This window comes from Streptomyces netropsis, assembly GCF_014203545.1.
Taxonomy (GTDB): domain Bacteria; phylum Actinomycetota; class Actinomycetes; order Streptomycetales; family Streptomycetaceae; genus Streptomyces; species Streptomyces netropsis.
The window spans coordinates 465,011-480,942 of record NZ_JACHJG010000001.1; the positions used below are offsets into that span (position 1 = coordinate 465,011).

The 15,932-nt window shown below is 71.7% G+C and carries 16 protein-coding genes and 2 tRNA genes; 12 read left to right on the forward strand and 6 right to left on the reverse strand.

All coding sequences use genetic code 11. From position 1 onward, the window contains the following. Positions 1-157: 157 nt before the first annotated feature. Positions 158-628, forward strand: a complete 471-nt coding sequence (locus FHS38_RS02045) for an ATP-binding protein (protein ID WP_184730015.1) — start codon at positions 158-160, stop codon at positions 626-628. 78 nt (positions 629-706) lie between these two features. After that, the gene (locus FHS38_RS02050) at positions 707-1,594 is read left to right on the forward strand and encodes a trypsin-like serine peptidase (RefSeq protein ID WP_229821883.1); all 888 of its coding nucleotides are present in this window, start codon (positions 707-709) and stop codon (positions 1,592-1,594) included. Positions 1,595-1,608: 14 nt separating this feature from the next. Here the strand turns inward: FHS38_RS02050 and FHS38_RS02055 are convergent, their stop codons facing one another. Further along, positions 1,609-1,935, reverse strand: coding sequence for a YqfO family protein (locus tag FHS38_RS02055; protein ID WP_184730017.1), 327 nt, complete (start codon positions 1,933-1,935; stop codon positions 1,609-1,611). A 113-nt stretch (positions 1,936-2,048) separates the two neighbouring features. Here FHS38_RS02055 and FHS38_RS02060 point away from each other — a divergent pair, with 113 nt between their 5' ends. Next, a complete protein-coding gene (locus FHS38_RS02060) occupies positions 2,049-2,780 on the forward strand; it encodes a hypothetical protein (protein ID WP_184730019.1) in 732 nt (243 codons plus the stop codon). A gap of 101 nt (positions 2,781-2,881) precedes the next feature. Here the strand turns inward: FHS38_RS02060 and FHS38_RS02065 are convergent, their stop codons facing one another. Together FHS38_RS02065 and FHS38_RS02070 are read right to left on the reverse strand one after the other, a co-directional pair. Next, a complete protein-coding gene (locus tag FHS38_RS02065) occupies positions 2,882-3,268 on the reverse strand; it encodes a hypothetical protein (RefSeq protein WP_221494658.1) in 387 nt (128 codons plus the stop codon). Positions 3,269-3,273: 5 nt separating this feature from the next. Further along, positions 3,274-4,137 carry an isocitrate lyase/PEP mutase family protein gene (locus FHS38_RS02070; protein ID WP_184730021.1) on the reverse strand — a complete coding sequence of 288 codons (864 nt, stop codon included), beginning with the start codon at positions 4,135-4,137 and terminating at the stop codon, positions 3,274-3,276. Positions 4,138-4,433: 296 nt separating this feature from the next. On the opposite strand from FHS38_RS02070, the gene FHS38_RS02075 reads away from it, so the two are divergent. After that, the gene (locus FHS38_RS02075; protein WP_184731072.1) at positions 4,434-5,429 is read left to right on the forward strand and encodes an adenosine deaminase; all 996 of its coding nucleotides are present in this window, start codon (positions 4,434-4,436) and stop codon (positions 5,427-5,429) included. A gap of 112 nt (positions 5,430-5,541) precedes the next feature. Here FHS38_RS02075 and FHS38_RS02080 read toward each other — a convergent pair whose 3' ends face one another. Next, complete coding sequence (locus FHS38_RS02080) at positions 5,542-6,240, reverse strand: SanA/YdcF family protein (protein ID WP_184730023.1); 699 nt, start codon at positions 6,238-6,240, stop codon at positions 5,542-5,544. Positions 6,241-6,393: 153 nt separating this feature from the next. On the opposite strand from FHS38_RS02080, the gene FHS38_RS02085 reads away from it, so the two are divergent. The 6 genes from FHS38_RS02085 (at position 6,394) to FHS38_RS02110 (ending at position 13,628) form a co-directional block, all read left to right on the forward strand. Continuing rightward, positions 6,394-6,729: a hypothetical protein gene (locus FHS38_RS02085; protein WP_184730025.1), complete on the forward strand. Its 336-nt coding sequence runs from the start codon at positions 6,394-6,396 to the stop codon at positions 6,727-6,729. Between the two features lie 121 nt (positions 6,730-6,850). Then, positions 6,851-8,194 (forward strand): deoxyguanosinetriphosphate triphosphohydrolase, encoded by a 1,344-nt coding sequence (locus FHS38_RS02090; protein WP_184730027.1) that lies wholly within the window; start codon positions 6,851-6,853, stop codon positions 8,192-8,194. Between the two features lie 212 nt (positions 8,195-8,406). Next, on the forward strand, positions 8,407-9,669 hold the full coding sequence (locus FHS38_RS02095) for an NAD(P)/FAD-dependent oxidoreductase (RefSeq protein WP_184730029.1): 1,263 nt from the start codon (positions 8,407-8,409) through the stop codon (positions 9,667-9,669). A gap of 55 nt (positions 9,670-9,724) precedes the next feature. Then, complete coding sequence (locus tag FHS38_RS02100) at positions 9,725-10,207, forward strand: GNAT family N-acetyltransferase (protein ID WP_184730031.1); 483 nt, start codon at positions 9,725-9,727, stop codon at positions 10,205-10,207. 40 nt (positions 10,208-10,247) lie between these two features. Next, positions 10,248-12,155: a DNA primase gene (gene dnaG, locus FHS38_RS02105; protein ID WP_184730033.1), complete on the forward strand. Its 1,908-nt coding sequence runs from the start codon at positions 10,248-10,250 to the stop codon at positions 12,153-12,155. Positions 12,156-12,416: 261 nt separating this feature from the next. Then, the gene (locus FHS38_RS02110) at positions 12,417-13,628 is read left to right on the forward strand and encodes an RNA polymerase sigma factor (RefSeq protein ID WP_373301752.1); all 1,212 of its coding nucleotides are present in this window, start codon (positions 12,417-12,419) and stop codon (positions 13,626-13,628) included. 28 nt (positions 13,629-13,656) lie between these two features. Here the strand turns inward: FHS38_RS02110 and FHS38_RS02115 are convergent, their stop codons facing one another. Then, positions 13,657-15,093 (reverse strand): FGGY family carbohydrate kinase, encoded by a 1,437-nt coding sequence (locus FHS38_RS02115; protein WP_184730035.1) that lies wholly within the window; start codon positions 15,091-15,093, stop codon positions 13,657-13,659. Positions 15,094-15,135: 42 nt separating this feature from the next. Then, positions 15,136-15,423 (reverse strand): YtxH domain-containing protein, encoded by a 288-nt coding sequence (locus FHS38_RS02120; protein ID WP_184730037.1) that lies wholly within the window; start codon positions 15,421-15,423, stop codon positions 15,136-15,138. Between the two features lie 244 nt (positions 15,424-15,667). Between FHS38_RS02120 and FHS38_RS02125 the strand changes: the two genes are divergently transcribed. Both FHS38_RS02125 and FHS38_RS02130 read left to right on the forward strand, forming a co-directional pair. After that, positions 15,668-15,740, forward strand: a tRNA-Asn gene (locus FHS38_RS02125). Between the two features lie 5 nt (positions 15,741-15,745). Next, a tRNA-Asn gene (locus tag FHS38_RS02130) sits at positions 15,746-15,818 on the forward strand. The last annotated feature ends 114 nt before the right edge of the window (positions 15,819-15,932 follow it).

Below are 15,932 nucleotides of genomic sequence, written 5' to 3' on the forward strand. Positions count from 1 at the left end.
CTGGATCTCTCGGGACTGCGGTCGCAACACGTTGGGATAATTTTCCCCGGGATCGGTTGAACGGATCACATCGACAGCCGTACGGTCCGTAGCGAACCGATCGCGCCACGCAAATCAGCCACGCGCGCCGATCCCCCACGCCCGGAGGAGACCGAAAATGCTCGCTCCCGAGGAAGCCCCCCAGCCCGTTCACTACGACCGCGTGAACTACCCGTCCAGCCTTCAGTGCGTCGCCATCGCCCGTCGCCACACCGCCCGTCTGGTCGACGTCTGGGGGTATCCCGAGGCCTCCGACGACGCCGCCGTCCTGCTGTCCGAGCTGGCGGGCAACGCCGTGCAGCACGGGCGGCTGCGAGGGCGGCTCTTCCAAGTGGAGCTGACCGTCACCGGGGCCGTCACTGGGGCCGTGACCGGGGCCGTCACCGGCCCCGACAAGGCATCCACCCTGCGGATCGCCGTCTCCGACGCGCGCGGCGAGATCCTGCCGAGGCCCCGGCACGCCACGCCGGAGGACGAATTCGGCAGGGGTTTGTTGATCATTCGTACGCTGGCCACGCGCTGGGGCGTGGCTCGGCGGACCGTGGGAAAAACGGTCTGGTGCGAGTTGGATCTTGGCGGATGCGGTTAGCCTGTCGCTTACCTTCCTGACGTGGTGGGGGTTCTTGTGCGTTTCTCCCGGTGGAGCCGAGGCCCGTGGGTTCGGGCCGTGCTCGCGGGGCTGTATGTCGTCGCGCTCGCCGCTGCCGTGCCGCACGGGGCCGGTGGGCACGGGCGGGACGGCAAATGGTCGAGCGAGGAGGCCCAGCGGTTCTGGGGGCCCTCGCGGATGTCGGCGTCGACGACGGCCGGGGACGGCGAGGACGACGACGCCGAGTCCCCGGCGCAGCGGATCACGGGGAGCGCGCGGCACTTCGACGGGGTTCCGTCGGTGGGAGTGCTGTTCTACGTCGGCGAGGACATGAAGGACCACCACTGCACGGCCAGCGTGGTGCACAGCCCCAAGGGCAATCTGCTCATCACCGCCGGGCACTGTTCGGTCGGCGACGACGCGGCCTTCGTACCGGACTACCAGCGCGGCAAGGACAAGCAGCCCTACGGGGTGTGGGCGGTGGACCGTACGTTCGTCGATCCCCGGCGTGAGGACTACGGCGACGGCTCCGATCTGGACTTCGCCTTCGCCACCGTCAAGCCCGATGTCCGGGGACGGCAGATCGAGCGCGTCACGGGCGCCAACCGGCTGACCCGTACGCCCGGGTACGTCAACCGGGTGACCGTCATCGGCTATCCGAACTCCGAAGACGACCCCGCCGACCAGGCCATTCGCTGTACGACCCTGACGTCTCGGCTCGAAGACCACAAGCAGCTGCGGATCCGCTGTGACGGCTTCTACTCGGGCACGTCGGGGAGCCCCTGGCTCGCTCACTTCAGCGAGAAGACGAAGACGGGCGAGCTGATCGGGGTGCTCGGCGGGCTGAACGGCGGCGGCCCCGACGGCGACGACAGCGACCAGCTGTCGTACAGCCCGGTCAACGACGAAGAGATCTTCAAGCTCTACCTGGACGCGATCAACGGCCGCGAGCCGCGTCGGTCCTGAGTTCCGGGATTTCCTCAGTCCTCGCCCGGCTCGTACAGGGGGAGGAAGTGGATGACCGGCTCCTCGTACGGGTGGGCGGCGCGGACGGCGCGGAGGACGGCGGCGGCCTGGTCCGTGTCGCAGAAGGACTCGATGCGGCTCTCCGTGGCGTGTTGCAGGACGCCGACCTCCCCGTCGTACGGGTCGGCGCCCGGCATCGGCTGCCACGTGCCGTCGATGCGCCAGACGCTGGTGCAGCGCTCGTAACCGCCGACTCGTCCCGCGCCGGAGGCGTGGAGGGCGGCCGTCACCTTCTCGACGTGGTCGTCCGGAACGGATATCTCGATCTTCAGGCGTGCCATGGCCGGACCTTAACAAGTGCCGCCACTGCGCCGTTCGGATCACTGTCGAGCGTCGCTGACCTCCTCGTACGTGCCCCGCGGTGTCCACTGGGCGTCTCGGCGAGGAGGGCTTGATGGACGGGCTGAAGAACGCGGGCGGCGGAAACGGGCCCGTCCCGACGTCGGAGGAGATCCAGGCCAGGATCGGCAAGCGGCTGGACGACGTCGCCAAGATCCTGGCCGGAGCCCTGGTCGCCGTGGCCGGGGTGATGACCGCGCTCGGGCTCAACAGCGAGTTCGTGTTCGTCGCTCTCAACAACGAGTCGTGGCCGATCTACGTGGCCTCGCTCTGCGCCATCATCGCCATTGTGTGCAGCATCGTGGCGCTGCTCATCCACCCCACACAGCGGGGCAACATGTGGGAGACCGTCGTGCTCGTCCTCGGGGTGGTCTTCTACATGGTTTCCCTGAGCGTGGCGGTGATCGGCGCGGCCAGGGCCGCCGGCGGGAACGGACGGCCGACGATCACCGACGTCAAGCTCGAAGGTCCGCGGTCCGATCTGAAATTGAGCTTCGACGTGCATGCCGACGGTGTCGAGACGTGGGCGAGCCTTGCCGTGTACGTCGAATCGGTGGACGCCCGGAGCGAGCAGCTCGACGGTTCCGACCTCTACGAGAGCTCGCTGCGGCCGAATGACAAGGGTGTGGTCGAGCAGCGGATCTCCCTGCCGATCTCACCCCCGGCACGCGCGGTCGGTGTCGCGATCACAGCCCTCAACGCGGGCGAAAAGGACACGGAGGACAACTGCCAGGCCCGCACGGAGCGTGGCCCGGCGTGCACGACTCTTCGGCTCCCCGGGAGCTGACCTGGGCCCGCGGCGTGGCCAGGGTGACCGTGCCGGGGAAGACGGCGACGCAGGGGTCGGCCGCCTTCCCCGGCAGGTCCGGCCGGGAGCCGGGTCGTTGGTCAGTCGTCGTCCTGGCCGGGGTCGCCGCTCTGGGCGGGGGAGTTGCCGGTGCCGGAGACGTCCCGGCTGTGTACGTCGATGGCGCCGCCGCCACCGTCGTGGTCACTGCCCGCGGTGCCCTTGCCGGCGAACAACGTGTTCAGCGTCCGGTCGACCTCCAGCCATGAGTCCGCGTGCGAGTTGTCGATGAACAGGAGCCCGGTGCGTGCCCCGCTGACGGAGGACGCCTCGGGTTCGTCGTCCGGGAGGACGGCGAGGGGTACCGGTGCCGGGTACGCGGCACCCGTGCAGAAGAGGACGGCCGCGGCGATCGTGACGGTGATGCCCGCCGTGGACGACCAGAGAGGGTGAGGTGGTTTCCCCGGCTTGCGGAGGCGACTTCTCACACCGCTCACGTCGCCGACGACTGTCGCGTCATACGGGGCCGGCTGAGGTTCTTCGCCAGAAGTTCCGTGGCGTCCCCGACGCCGATCGCCTCGGTCAGCCGGGGGTCCGGCAGCCGTCCGTCCGTCTTCCTCAGCTCCGCCAGGGCGCCGTCGATCGCGTGGTGCGCGGCGAACAGACAAGGCGTGCTGTAAATGGCGACGTCCACGCCCAGTTCCGTGAGTTCCGACAGGGAAAGGCGCGGCGATTTACCGCCCGCGATCTGATTGAACAGCAGTGGTTTGGTGCCGACGACCGAACGGATCTTCTGAATGCTTTCGACGCTTCTCACCCCGTCGACCAGGACGACGTCCGCCGCGGTCTCCGCCAGCGCCGCCGCCCGGCGCATGATCTCGGCCTCCTCGGTGGCGTCCGTACGGGCCACGACGACCAGGTCCTCCCTGCTGTCGAGGACCTGGTGGAGCTTTTCCAGATACTCGTCCAGCGGCAGGATCAGCTTGCCGTCCGCGTGCCCGCACCGGCGGGGGCGCTTCTGGTCCTCCAGGATCACCCCGGAGGCACCCGCCCGCTCCAGTCTCCGCACGACGTGGCAGGCGACCTCGGGGTCGCCGAAGCCGTCGTCGATGTCCACCAACAGGTGGTGGCCGGGAAAGGCCGCGCGCAGTCGTTCCGTGAAGGCCAGCATGTCCGGCCAGGCGATGAAACCGATGTCCGGAAGGCCGTAATGCGAGGCGGCGAAACCGAATCCGGATACGAAGAAGCCGTCGTAGTACCGGGCCGCCAGTGAGGCGGAGTACATATCGTAGATTCCGAGCAGGGGCATGGTCCGGGGAGCCGTGATCGCTTCACGTAAGGCGGTTCCGTGCAGCATGTCTTCTCCTTGCGGTGAATTCGCGGAGGCAGCCACTACGTGCGGATGCTGTCCGGGTCGCAGGTGGTGCAAACCGGCTTGCAATCCCCTTTTGCGGTCGAATATGTAAAAAGAGAACAAGAGTGTGGAGGCTGTTGGCGTCCAGGGGGCCGAGCTGCTTCTCGGGGGGCCCGGCGGTGTGCGGCCGTTCCGGGTTTACGCTGGCAGGACGCCCCGCTCCCGGCTGTCACGGACGTCAGGCCGCATACCGGACAGTCGTTACGGAAACAGGAACAGGAAAAGGTCCCACCGTGTCGCTGCCCCCGATACCCAAAGCAGAGCTGCACCTCCACATCGAGGGCACGCTGGAGCCCGAGCTGGCTTTCGCGCTCGCCGCGCGCAATGGCGTCGAGCTGCCGTACGCCTCGCAGGACGAACTGCGGGCCGCCTACTCCTTTGCCGACCTCCAATCGTTCCTGGACCTCTATTACGCACTGATGGCCGTGCTGCGCACCGAGGACGATTTCGCCGACCTCGCCGACGCCTATCTGGCCCGCGCGCAGGCGCAGGGCGTGCGGCACGCGGAGATCTTCTTCGACTCGCAGGCCCACACCGCGCGCGGTGTGGAGATCGGCACCGTGATCGAGGGCCTCACGCGCGCGCTCGACGCCGCCCCGTCGAAGTACGGCATCAGCACGCGCCTGATCATGTGCTTTCTGCGTGACGAGAGTGCGGAATCCGCGCTGGCGACTTTCGAGGCCGCCCGCCCCCATCTGCACCGCATCGCGGCCGTCGGGCTGGACTCGGCGGAGGTCGGCAACCCGCCGTCGAAGTTCCGCGAGGTGTACGCGCTCGCCCGCGAGGCCGGGCTCAAGTGCGTGGCCCACGCGGGGGAGGAGGGCCCGCCCGCATACGTCTGGGAGGCGCTCGACGTCCTCGGAGTCGACCGGATCGACCACGGGGTCCGCGCCATGGAGGACGACGCCCTGGTGGCCCGACTGGCCGTCGACCAAGTGCCGCTGACGCTCTGTCCGCTGTCGAACGTACGGCTGCGCGTCATCGACCGGCTGGCCGACCACCCGCTGCGCTCCATGCTCGACGCCGGACTGCTGGTGACGGTCAACTCCGACGACCCCGCGTATTTCGGCGGCTACGCGGACGACAACTTCGCGGCTGTGCGCGACGCCCTCGGCCTCGACGCCGAGACGCTGCGGATCCTTGCCCGGAACTCCTTCCGGGCGGCGTTCCTCGACGACGAGACGCGCGAGCTGTACCTGAAGGAAGTCGACGCGCATGGCCAGCCGGCCGCTTAGGGGCTGTCCGACGGGACTTCGGCTGCGGGCCGCTGCCCGCCCGCCTGCGGCGGGAGCGCCCTGCGGGCGCGTCCTCAAGCGCCGGACGGGCTGATATGGGCTGAGCCGCGCCCTACTCCCGCTCCGCCGCCGACAGGGCCCGCTCGACCCCCGGCTCGTGCGGGCCCAGGAACGTGGGGCTCGGGCGGACGACCGCGTCCAGCGCGGCCTTGCCCGCGGCGAGGACCTCGCGGGCCCCGCCCCCGTACCAGGTGACGTCGTGCACGGCGTCGACCCCGACGCCGTACGCGTCGATGCCCGCCGCCCCGCACAGCGCCAGCGCGCGGCGGATGTGGAAGCCCTGGCTGATCAGCACGGCCCGGTCCACCCCGAACACCCGCTTGGCGCGAGCGCAGGAGTCCCAGGTGTCGAAGCCCGCGTAGTCACTGACGACCCGCCCGTCGGGCACCCCGTGCTCGGTCAGATAGCGGCGCATCGCGTCCGGCTCGTCGTACTCCTCGCGGCCGTTGTCACCCGTCACCAGGATCACCCGGACCTTGCCCGCGCGGTACAGCTCGATCGCCGCGTCCAGCCGGTGCGCCAGATACGGGGACGGCTTGCCCTGCCACAGGCCCGCGCCGAAGACCATCGCGACCGGCGCCGACGGCACGTCGCGCACCTCCCGCAGCCGTGGCTCCGCCGCCGCGTACACCCACGTGACGGGCAGCAGCGCCAGCACACAGCCCGCCACCACGGCCCACAGCGCGCGCCGGCGCTCGCGTCTGGTCACCGGCAACCGCAGACGCTTCCGCAGATTTCGCGCCAACCTCATGTCGTTCTCCCCCGTTCACCAAAGCCTCAACGCCCCGCCTCCCGGTGCGGTTCCCGCCCCGGACGCCCCGGCGGAGGGGCTGATGAACCGTAGGAAACGAGCCGTCACCGGGACGCAACGACACGGCAACTCCGGCTCGTCAGACTCGGCACCATGAAGGAGCCGACACCCACCGAAGCTTCCGCTCCCGCCGGCCGCCGGGCCGATCGCCCCACCGGCCCGACCGGTTCCGGCACCTCCGATTCCGCAGGCGCGGGCGACTCGGACTGCCCGGGCGCGTCGGACTGCCCGGGTGACGCGGACTTAGCGCGCGCGGGCGGCTTGGCGCGCGCCGGCGACTCGGCGCGCGCGGGCGACGACTTCGGCCTGGAGGACTTCTCCGGCCCCGCGCAGCTGCTGAAGCTCATCAGCGCCCAGCTCGCCACCCAGCTCGCCGGGCTCTCCCCGACGACTGGCCCCGCACCCCACGGCCCCGCCCCCTCAGGCTGAGCAGACCGGGGCCCCGCGCGCCCCCGCCCGGCTCGCCCGCCCGGCTCGTTCCACACCGGTCGGCCGACAGCCGCGGCCGCACGCGGGCGCAGCTGTCACACCCGGCGGTTACGGTCGGAGTATGAACGGCACAGCACGGACCGCAACGGAAAAGCCCGGCATCGCCGGATACGACGCGCCGGACCTGGAGCGGTGGGCCACCGAGCCCGACAAACGCCCTGGTCGCACCGCCTTCCAGCGCGACCGTGCGCGGGTGCTGCACTCCGCCGCGCTGCGCCGCCTCGCGGGCAAGACCCAGGTCGTCACGCCGGGCGTCAGCGGTCAGGCCTGGGACGCCAGCCCCCGTACGCGCCTCACGCACTCCCTGGAGTGCGCCCAGGTGGGCAGGGAGCTGGGGGCCGCCCTCGGCTGCGACCCCGACCTGGTGGAAGTCGCCTGTCTGGCCCACGACCTCGGCCACCCGCCCTTCGGGCACAACGGCGAGCAGGCGCTCAACGAAGTCGCCGAGGCCTGCGGCGGCTTCGAGGGCAACGCCCAGTCGCTGCGCCTCCTCGCCCGTCTGGAGCCCAAGCGCTTCGTGCCGGAGACGCACGGGGGCGCCCCGACCGGGCGGCTGGTGAGCGTCGGCCTCAACCTCACCCGCGCCGCCCTCGACGCCGCCACCAAGTACCCCTGGCCGCGCGGCGGGCACCCCACCGACCCGGGCTCGCGGAAGTTCGGGGTCTACCCCGACGACATCCCCGTCTACGAGTGGTTCCGCCAGGGCGCCCCCGAGCACCGCAAGAGCTTCGAGGCCCAGGTCATGGACTGGTCCGACGACGTCGCCTACTCCGTGCACGACGTGGAGGACGGCCTGCACGCCGGCCACCTCGACCCCAACATGCTGCAGGCCGACCCCGAGCGCCGCGAGGTGTTCGCCGTGGCCGCCGCCCGCTACGCCCCCGGGGCCGACGAGACCGCGCTGGCCGAGGCCCTCGACCGCCTCCTCGACCAGGAGTGGTGGCCGCACGGCTACGACGGTTCGGCCGTCGCCCAGGCCCGCCTCAAGGACGCCACCAGCCAGCTCATCGGCCGTTTCTGCCTCGCCGCGGAATCCGCCACCCGTGCCGCGTTCGGGCCGGGCCGGCTGACCCGCTACCACGCGGAGCTGGTCGTCCCCCACGAGACCCGCCTCGAGTGCGCCGTGCTGAAGGCCGTCGCCGACCGCTACGTCATCCAGCGCGAGGACCAGGAGAAACTCCGCGCCGACCAGCGGATCGTCATCGCCGAGCTGGCCGAGGCGCTCATCGCCCGCGCGCCCGACGGGCTCGACCCGCAGTTCCGCTCCCTGTTCGCCGAGGCCGACGACGACGCGGGCCGGCTGCGTGCCGTCGTCGACCAGATCGCCGCGCTCACCGACGCCTCGGCCCGCTCCCTGCGGGCCCGCCTCGCGGCGGGGCGGCCTGCGGCCAGGCCCAGGGGGTGACCCGCACGCGTGGGGCAGGGCCCTCGGGTCACCGCCGGGGCTCCGCCCCGCCCCCCGGTCCTCCATCGCCGGACGGGCTGAGAGTGGACACCTGACCCGTCCGGGGTAGTCCCTCTTCCGGCGGCAGGCTCCGTGCGGGACGCTCGGCACTGCTGATTTACCACCGGGGGCGGTTGACGCAGACGTTCTGCGTGGCATCGAGGAGGCAGCAAGTGGTCGACGCACACCAGACGTTCGTCATCGTCGGAGGGGGCCTGGCCGGGGCGAAGGCCGCCGAGACCCTCCGGTCGGAGGGTTTCACCGGGCGGGTGATCCTCATCTGTGACGAGCGCGACCACCCCTACGAGCGGCCGCCGCTCTCCAAGGGCTACCTCATCGGCAAGGACGAGCGCGAGAGCGTCTTCGTCCACGAACCCGGCTGGTACGCCCAGGCCGACGTGGAGCTGCACCTCGGCCAGCCCGCCGTCCACCTCGACCGCGAGGCCAAGTCCGTGCGCCTCGGCGACGGCACCCGCATCCACTACGACCGGCTGCTGCTGGCCACCGGTGCCGAACCCCGCCGCCTCGACATCCCCGGCACCGGCCTCGCGGGCGTCCACCACCTGCGCCGCCTCGCCCACGCCGAGCTGCTGCGCGGCGTCCTCGCCTCTCTCGGCCGCGACAACGGCCACCTCGTCATCGCCGGAGCGGGCTGGATCGGCCTCGAAGTCGCCGCCGCCGCCCGCAGCTACGGTGCCGAGGTGACCGTCGTCGAGTCCGAGCCCACCCCGCTGCACACCGTCCTCGGCCCCGAGCTGGGCCAGCTCTTCACCGATCTGCACACCGAGCACGGCGTCCGCTTCCACTTCGGCGCCCGTCTCACCGAGATCGCCGGCCACGACGGCATGGTCCTGGCCGCCCGCACCGAGGACGGCGAGGAGCACCCCGCCCACGACGTCCTCGCCGCGATCGGCGCCGCCCCGCGCACCGCCCTCGCCGAGGCCGCGGGCCTCGCCCTCGTCGACCGGGCCGACGGCGGCGGCATCGCCGTCGACGCCTCGCTGCGCACCTCCGACCCCGACATCTTCGCCGCCGGCGACGTCGCGGCCGCCGAGCACCCCTGGCTCGGCACCCGGCTGCGCGTCGAGCACTGGGCCAACGCCCTCAACGAGGGCCCCGCCGCCGCCCGCGCCATGCTGGGCCAGGAGGTGTCGTACGACCGGGTGCCCTACTTCTTCTCCGACCAGTACGACGTGGGCCTGGAGTACTCCGGCTACGCGCCCCCCGGCTCGTACGACCAGGTCGTCTGCCGCGGTGACGTCGGCAAGCGCGAGTTCATCGCCTTCTGGCTGGCGGAAGGCCGGCTGCTCGCCGGGATGAACGTCAATGTGTGGGACGTCACGGACACCGTCCAGAAGCTGATCCGCTCCGGCGTCCGGCTCGACCCGAACGCCCTCGCCGACCCGGGCATCCCCTTGGAATCACTGCTTCCGTAGGCGGGGCGCCGGTAGTGCTTCCCCGGGGCGACCCGCCGGACGTAGCGTGATCCGTATGACGACCTCACCGGCCCGTACGGCCGTGGTACCCGTGGCGGAGATCTTCGAGCTGCGCCGGTCGGTGCTGCGGCCGGGCCTGCCGGCGCAGACGGCCGTCTTCGCGGAGGACGCGGCTCCGGGCACCTTCCACATAGCGGCGTACGACGAGCGGGGAACGGTACGGGCCTGCGTCAGCTTCTTCCCCGAGGCGCTGCCGGGGGAGGGGGACGGGGATGCGGCCTCCGAGGAAGGTGCCACCGCCTATCGCTTCCGGGGCATGGCCAGCGACCCGGCCGTCCGGGGCCTCGGCTACGGCGTCGCCGTCCTGCGGGCCGGGCTGGACCAGGCCGCCGCCCGCGGCGCCGGCCTCGCCTGGTGCAACGGCCGCACCTCCGCCCGGGGCTTCTACGAGCACCAGGGCTTCACCGTCACCGGCGAGGAGTTCGTCGTGGAGTCGATCGGCCCGCACTACCGCTTCACGATCAAGCTCCCGGGGTGAGCGGTCCGGACTGTCGGACCCCGGCCGTAGAATTCACGGCGTGGCAGGCAGGATCAACGATGACGACGTGAAGGCGGTTCGGGACGCGGTCCCGATCGACGCCGTCGTTTCCGAGTACCTCCAGTTGCGCAACGCGGGCGGCGGAAACCTGAAGGGCCTGTGCCCCTTCCACGACGAGAAGTCCCCGTCGTTCCAGGTCAGCCCCGCCAAGGGACTCTTCTACTGCTTCGGCTGCCAGGAGGGCGGGGACACCGTCGACTTCGTCATGAAGATCGACCACCTCTCCTTCGCCGAGACCATCGAGCGGCTCGCGGGCCTCGCCGGCATCACCCTGCGGTACGAGGAGGGCGGCTACACCCCCGGCCGCCAGCAGGGCGAGCGCATCCGCCTCGTCGAGGCGCACAAGCACGCCGCGAAGTTCTACGTCGAGCAGCTCGACAGCCCCGAGGCCGAGATCGGCCGCGCCTTCCTCGCGAGCCGCGGCTTCGACCAGGCCGCCGCCCAGCACTTCGGCGTCGGCTACAGCCCGGCCGGCTGGGACCACCTCACCCGCTTCCTGCGCGGCAAGGGCTTCAGCGACAAGGAGCTGATCCTCTCCGGCCTCGCCCAGGACAGCCGCAACGGCCGGCCCATCGACCGCTTCCGCGGCCGGCTGATGTGGCCCATCCGCGACATCACCGGCGAGGTCATCGGCTTCGGCGCCCGCAAGCTCCGCGACGACGACAACGGCCCGAAGTACCTCAACACCCCCGAGACCCCGCTCTACAAGAAGTCCCACGTCCTCTACGGCATCGACCTCGCCAAGAAGGACATCGCCAAGACCAGCCGTGCCGTCGTCGTCGAGGGCTACACCGACGTCATGGCCTGCCACCTGGCCGGCGTCACCACCGCCATCGCCACCTGCGGCACCGCGTTCGCGGGCGACCACATCAAGATCCTCCGCCGGCTGCTGATGGACAACTCCGGCGCCGAGGTCGTCTTCACCTTCGACGGCGACGCGGCCGGGCAGAAGGCGGCCCTGCGCGCCTTCGAGGACGACCAGAAGTTCGCCGCCGAGACGTCCATCGCCATCACCCCCGGCGGCATGGACCCCTGCGAGCTGCGCCTCGCCCAGGGCGACGCGGCCGTCCAGGCCCTCGTGGACACCCGCACCCCGCTCTTCGCGTTCGCCATCCGGCAGGTCGTCGCCCGGCACAACCTGGACACCGCCGAGGGCCGGGCCGCGGCCCTCGAAGCCGCCGCGCCCATCGTCGCGAACATCAAGAACGGCTCCATCCAGCACGAGTACGCCGTGCAGCTCGCGGGCATGCTCGGCATCCTCGACACGCAGTTCGTCGTCCGCCGCGTGGGCCAGCTCGCCCGCTGGGCCCGCGAGCGGGGCGTCCGCCCCGGCGAGGGGCAGGGCGGCGGCCGGCAGCACCGTGCCGCGCCCGCCGCGGCCCCCCAGCAGGCCCCCGCGCGCGGCGGCCCCGCCCTGAACCTCCGCAGCCCCGCCCACCGCACCGAGCGCGAGCTGCTGAAGCTCGCCCTCCAGCGCCCCGAGCTGGTCGCCCCCGCCTTCGACGCCTACGGCGAGGACGAATTCACCGCCCCGCCCTACGTCGCCGTGCGCCGCGCCATCGAGCAGGCCGGGGGAGTCACCCACGCCGCCGACGACTACCTCGCCCGGGTCCGCGACGTCGCCCCCGACGACACCGTCCGGGCCATGGTCACGGAGCTGGCCGTAGAGGCCATCCACAACAAGAACGTGGACGAGATCTACGCCGGCGTGCAGCTCGTCCAGGTCCGCCTGCGGGCGGTCGAGCGCCGCATCGAGGAAGTCCAGGGCAGCCTCGTCCGCCTGGGCCCCCAGGCAGCCCCCGAGCACCTGACCGCCGTGCAGAACGAACTGTGGGTGCTCGAGCAGTACGGCCGTTCCCTCAAGGACCGCGGCGCGGCTGCGCTCTAGCGCTGTGGGGTAGCCGTTGCCCGCCCCGGGCGGTGGCCGGGCATGCTCCTGCCGCGACTGCGGCCGTTGTGCTGCCCTCTGAGGACGCAGCCCGTCCGCTGGGCGCAGCCCGTCCTGCAGGGACACCCGTCGCCCCGGCCGGTCCGGCGACGAGGACACGGCGAGGGCCCCGTTCAGTAATCGGCCGGTCACCGTGCGGGCTCAGAAAATGCCCGCACGCCCCTCGTGGCGGGCCTGTGTCGTACCCCACACTGGTGGGCGGTGCCTGAGTCCTCGGAGCGCGGCAGGTCCGGGCGACTGGACCCGGAGCCCTTCGCGAAGTCGCTCTTGATCCCCGGGACGGACGGCGGCCCGGCCGTCTCCGTCCCTCCTGCGCATGCCGCCCCCGAATCGGCAGCGATCACCCTGGAGGTCGCCCCCGTGCAGACCCGGACCCCGACCCTGCCTCAGGCCCCGGCCGACCCGGCCCCGACCGTGCCACGGCAGTCCGAGCCACCCGCGTCCGAGACCTTCGCCGACGAGGCGGCCCCGGAGCCGGCGGTGCGGGCGGCCGACACCGGTGGCCCGTCCTCCGACCTCTTCCGCCAGTACCTCCGCGAGATCGGCCGCATCCCCCTGCTCTCCGCTGCCGAGGAGGTGGAGCTGGCCCGCCGCGTCGAAGCCGGGCTCTTCGCCGAGGAGAAGCTCGGCAGTACCCCCGACCTCGACTCCCAACTCGCCCTCGACCTCGACCGGTTGGTGGTCCTCGGCCGGATGGCCAAGCGCCGGCTCATCGAGGCGAACCTGCGCCTCGTCGTCTCCGTGGCCAAGCGCTACATCGGCCGCGGGCTGACCATGCTCGACCTCGTGCAGGAGGGAAACCTCGGGCTGATCAGGGCCGTTGAGAAGTTCGACTACGCCCGGGGCTACAAGTTCTCGACGTACGCCACCTGGTGGATCCGCCAGGCCATGTCCCGGGCGCTGGCCGACCAGGCCCGTACGATCCGGGTCCCCGTCCACGTCGTGGAGTTGATCAACCGCGTGGTGCGGGTCCAGCGCCGCATGCTCCAGGAGCGCGGCTACGAACCCACCGCCGAGGAGGTCGCCGCCTACCTCGACCTCTCCGAGGAGCGGGTCAGCGAAGTCCTGCGCCTCGCCCAGGAACCCGTCTCGTTGCACGCCCCCGTGGGCGAGGAGGACGACGTCGCGCTCGGCGACCTGATCGAGGACGGCGACGCCGCCTCCCCCGTCGAATCGGCCGCGTTCCTGCTGCTGCGCGAACACCTGGAAGCCGTCCTGTCCACCCTGGGCGAGCGCGAGCGCAAGGTCGTGCAGCTGCGCTACGGACTGATGGACGGGCGTCCCCGCACCCTGGAGGAGATCGGCCGGATCTTCGGTGTCACCCGCGAACGCATCCGCCAGATCGAGTCCAAGACCCTCAACAAGCTCCGCGACCACGCCTTCGCCGACCAGCTCCGGGGCTACCTGGACTGACGGCCCGCACCGGACGGCGGGCGCCGCCTCACGCGCCGCCCTGGAAGGCCCCGGGGTGGGTCTGCTCGCGCACGGTCACGTACTGCTGCCGCACGGCCTGCCCCACCGCCAGATCCTCACCCGGCTCGAACGCCTGGCTGGCCGCGGCCGGCCAGCGCGGCGGCTCGAGGTGCGACATCACGCCCTGCTGGACGCCCAGCGCCCACGCGGCCTGCCGGGCCGCGCCCAGCGCCGCGTAGTCCGCCGCCTGCGGGACGACGACCTGAGCGCCGAACAGCGTCGGCGCCACGGCCTGCACGGCCGGCAGCTCGGCCGCGGCACCCAGCAGGAAGACCCGGCGCACGTCGACGCCGCGCCCGCGCAGCACGTCCAGGGCGTCCGTGAGCCCGCACAGCATGCCCTCGAAGGCGGCCCGCGCCAGATGCTCCGGCTTCATGCTCTCGCGGCGCAGCCCCGCCAGCGTCCCGGCGGTGTGCGGCAGATGCGGGGTGCGCTCGCCCTCCAGATACGGCAGCAGCACCAGCCCGTACGCGCCGGGCGTGGACCGCAGTGCCAGCTCGGACAGCCCGTTCAGATCCGTACCGAGGATCTCGGCCGTGCCGCGCAGCACCCGTACCGCGTTGAGCGTGTGCACCACCGGCAGATGGCGCCCGGTCGCGTCCGCGAACGAGGTGATCGTGCCCGTGGGGTCCACCAGCGCCTCGTGGTGCACGGCGAAGACCGAGCCCGACGCGCCCAGCGAGATCACCGCGTCGCCGGGGCCGACGCCCAGCCCGAAGGCCGCCGCCATCGTCTCGCCCGTCCCGGCGGAGATCAGCAGGCCCTCCGGGGTGTGCCCGGCGGGCTCGGCGGGGTGCAGCACGTCGGGCAGCGCCGCCTGGCGGCCCAGCGCCAGCTCCACGAGATCCGGCCGCCAGCTGCCGGTCGCCGCCGACCAGTAGCCGGTCGAGGACGCGGCACCGCGGTCGGTCGTACGCCGCACGGGGCGCCCGAGCAGCTGCCACACCAGCCACTCGTGGGGCTGCATCAGCGCGGCCGCCCGCGTCGCCGATTCCGGTTCGTTGCGCGCCAGCCACCGCAGCTTCGCCACGGACTGCCCGGCCTGCGGCACCGACCCGACGGCCTCCGCCCACGCGGCCCGGCCGCCGAGCGCGTCGGTCAGATCGGCCGCAGCCGCCTGCACACGCCGGTCGTTGCCGAGCATCGCGGGCCGTACGAGCACCCCGCCGGCGTCCAGCACGAGCAGCCCGTGCTGCTGCGCGGAGACGCCGATGGCCTGCACCCCCTCCAGCAGTCCGCCCGCGGCGGCCTCGCCGAGCGAGACCAGCCACGCCTGCGGATCACCCTCGGGGCCCGTCGTCGGATGCGGGGCGTAGCCCTGCCTGAGCACGGTGCCCGTCTCCGCGTCGCAGACGACGATTCTCGTGCTCTCGGTGGAACTGTCCAGCCCCGCGACTATGCCCATGCGGAGGATGATGCCAAATCCCCGGCGCCCGTCCGTCATCGGTCAGGTGTTGGTGGTGCCCCAGTCGTCCTCGTTCTCCTGACCCTTCTCGCGCAGGCCGCGAATCCGGTCCGAGATCGAGGTCGGCAGGCGCTCACCGAGGCTGTGGATCGCCGTGGCCGTCATGGCCCGGCCGTTCTGTGCGGCGGACTCCGCCGTATTGCGCACCGCGGGGTTCTGCGCGACCCGCTGCGCGCCCTTGCGCAGCTGTTCGTAGCGCTCACGCCCGGCCCGTGCGCCGAGTACGTACCCGACGGCCGCACCGATGATGAACGTCAGCCGGTAGCGCATCGCGCTCCACCCTTCCCTCGGATCCCGCAGACCCTGACGACCCTCATGACCCTTGCGCCCCGCCGAGCCCCGCGCGTGTCGGCGGGGGCCGTGGGGGCTGTGCACCGCCTACCCGTCGGACCCGAAGGTCACTCACGGCATACCGATTGGCGGAGCACCCCCCTGCTTGCGCTAATGTATGTGTCGCAGCGAGCGCACGCCGCCCGGGAGACCGGAAGGCAGAGCATTCGAGGCACCGCAGCAATCCCCTGTAGCTCAATTGGCAGAGCAGCCGACTGTTAATCGGCAGGTTACTGGTTCGAGTCCAGTCGGGGGAGCGCAGTCCCCTGTAGCTCAATTGGCAGAGCAGCCGACTGTTAATCGGCAGGTTACTGGTTCGAGTCCAGTCGGGGGAGCAGTGAAGGAAGGGCCCCTACGGGGGCCCTTTTTTCATGCCCGGGGGGAACCATCCATGCGTGATCGAAGTCCTCATGGGCAGGCTGGTCACGCAAAGCGGACCCTCAGGGGCA

Coding starts and splice junctions, on each gene's coding strand:
- FHS38_RS02045 (WP_184730015.1), top strand. CDS start 158: ATGCTCGCTCCCGAGGAAGCCCCCCAGCCCGTTCACTACGACCGCGTG.
- FHS38_RS02055 (WP_184730017.1), bottom strand. CDS start 1,935: ATGGCACGCCTGAAGATCGAGATATCCGTTCCGGACGACCACGTCGAG.
- FHS38_RS02060 (WP_184730019.1), top strand. CDS start 2,049: ATGGACGGGCTGAAGAACGCGGGCGGCGGAAACGGGCCCGTCCCGACG.
- FHS38_RS02070 (WP_184730021.1), bottom strand. CDS start 4,137: ATGCTGCACGGAACCGCCTTACGTGAAGCGATCACGGCTCCCCGGACC.
- FHS38_RS02080 (WP_184730023.1), bottom strand. CDS start 6,240: ATGAGGTTGGCGCGAAATCTGCGGAAGCGTCTGCGGTTGCCGGTGACC.
- FHS38_RS02085 (WP_184730025.1), top strand. CDS start 6,394: ATGAAGGAGCCGACACCCACCGAAGCTTCCGCTCCCGCCGGCCGCCGG.
- FHS38_RS02090 (WP_184730027.1), top strand. CDS start 6,851: ATGAACGGCACAGCACGGACCGCAACGGAAAAGCCCGGCATCGCCGGA.
- FHS38_RS02100 (WP_184730031.1), top strand. CDS start 9,725: ATGACGACCTCACCGGCCCGTACGGCCGTGGTACCCGTGGCGGAGATC.
- FHS38_RS02115 (WP_184730035.1), bottom strand. CDS start 15,093: ATGGGCATAGTCGCGGGGCTGGACAGTTCCACCGAGAGCACGAGAATC.
- FHS38_RS02120 (WP_184730037.1), bottom strand. CDS start 15,423: ATGCGCTACCGGCTGACGTTCATCATCGGTGCGGCCGTCGGGTACGTA.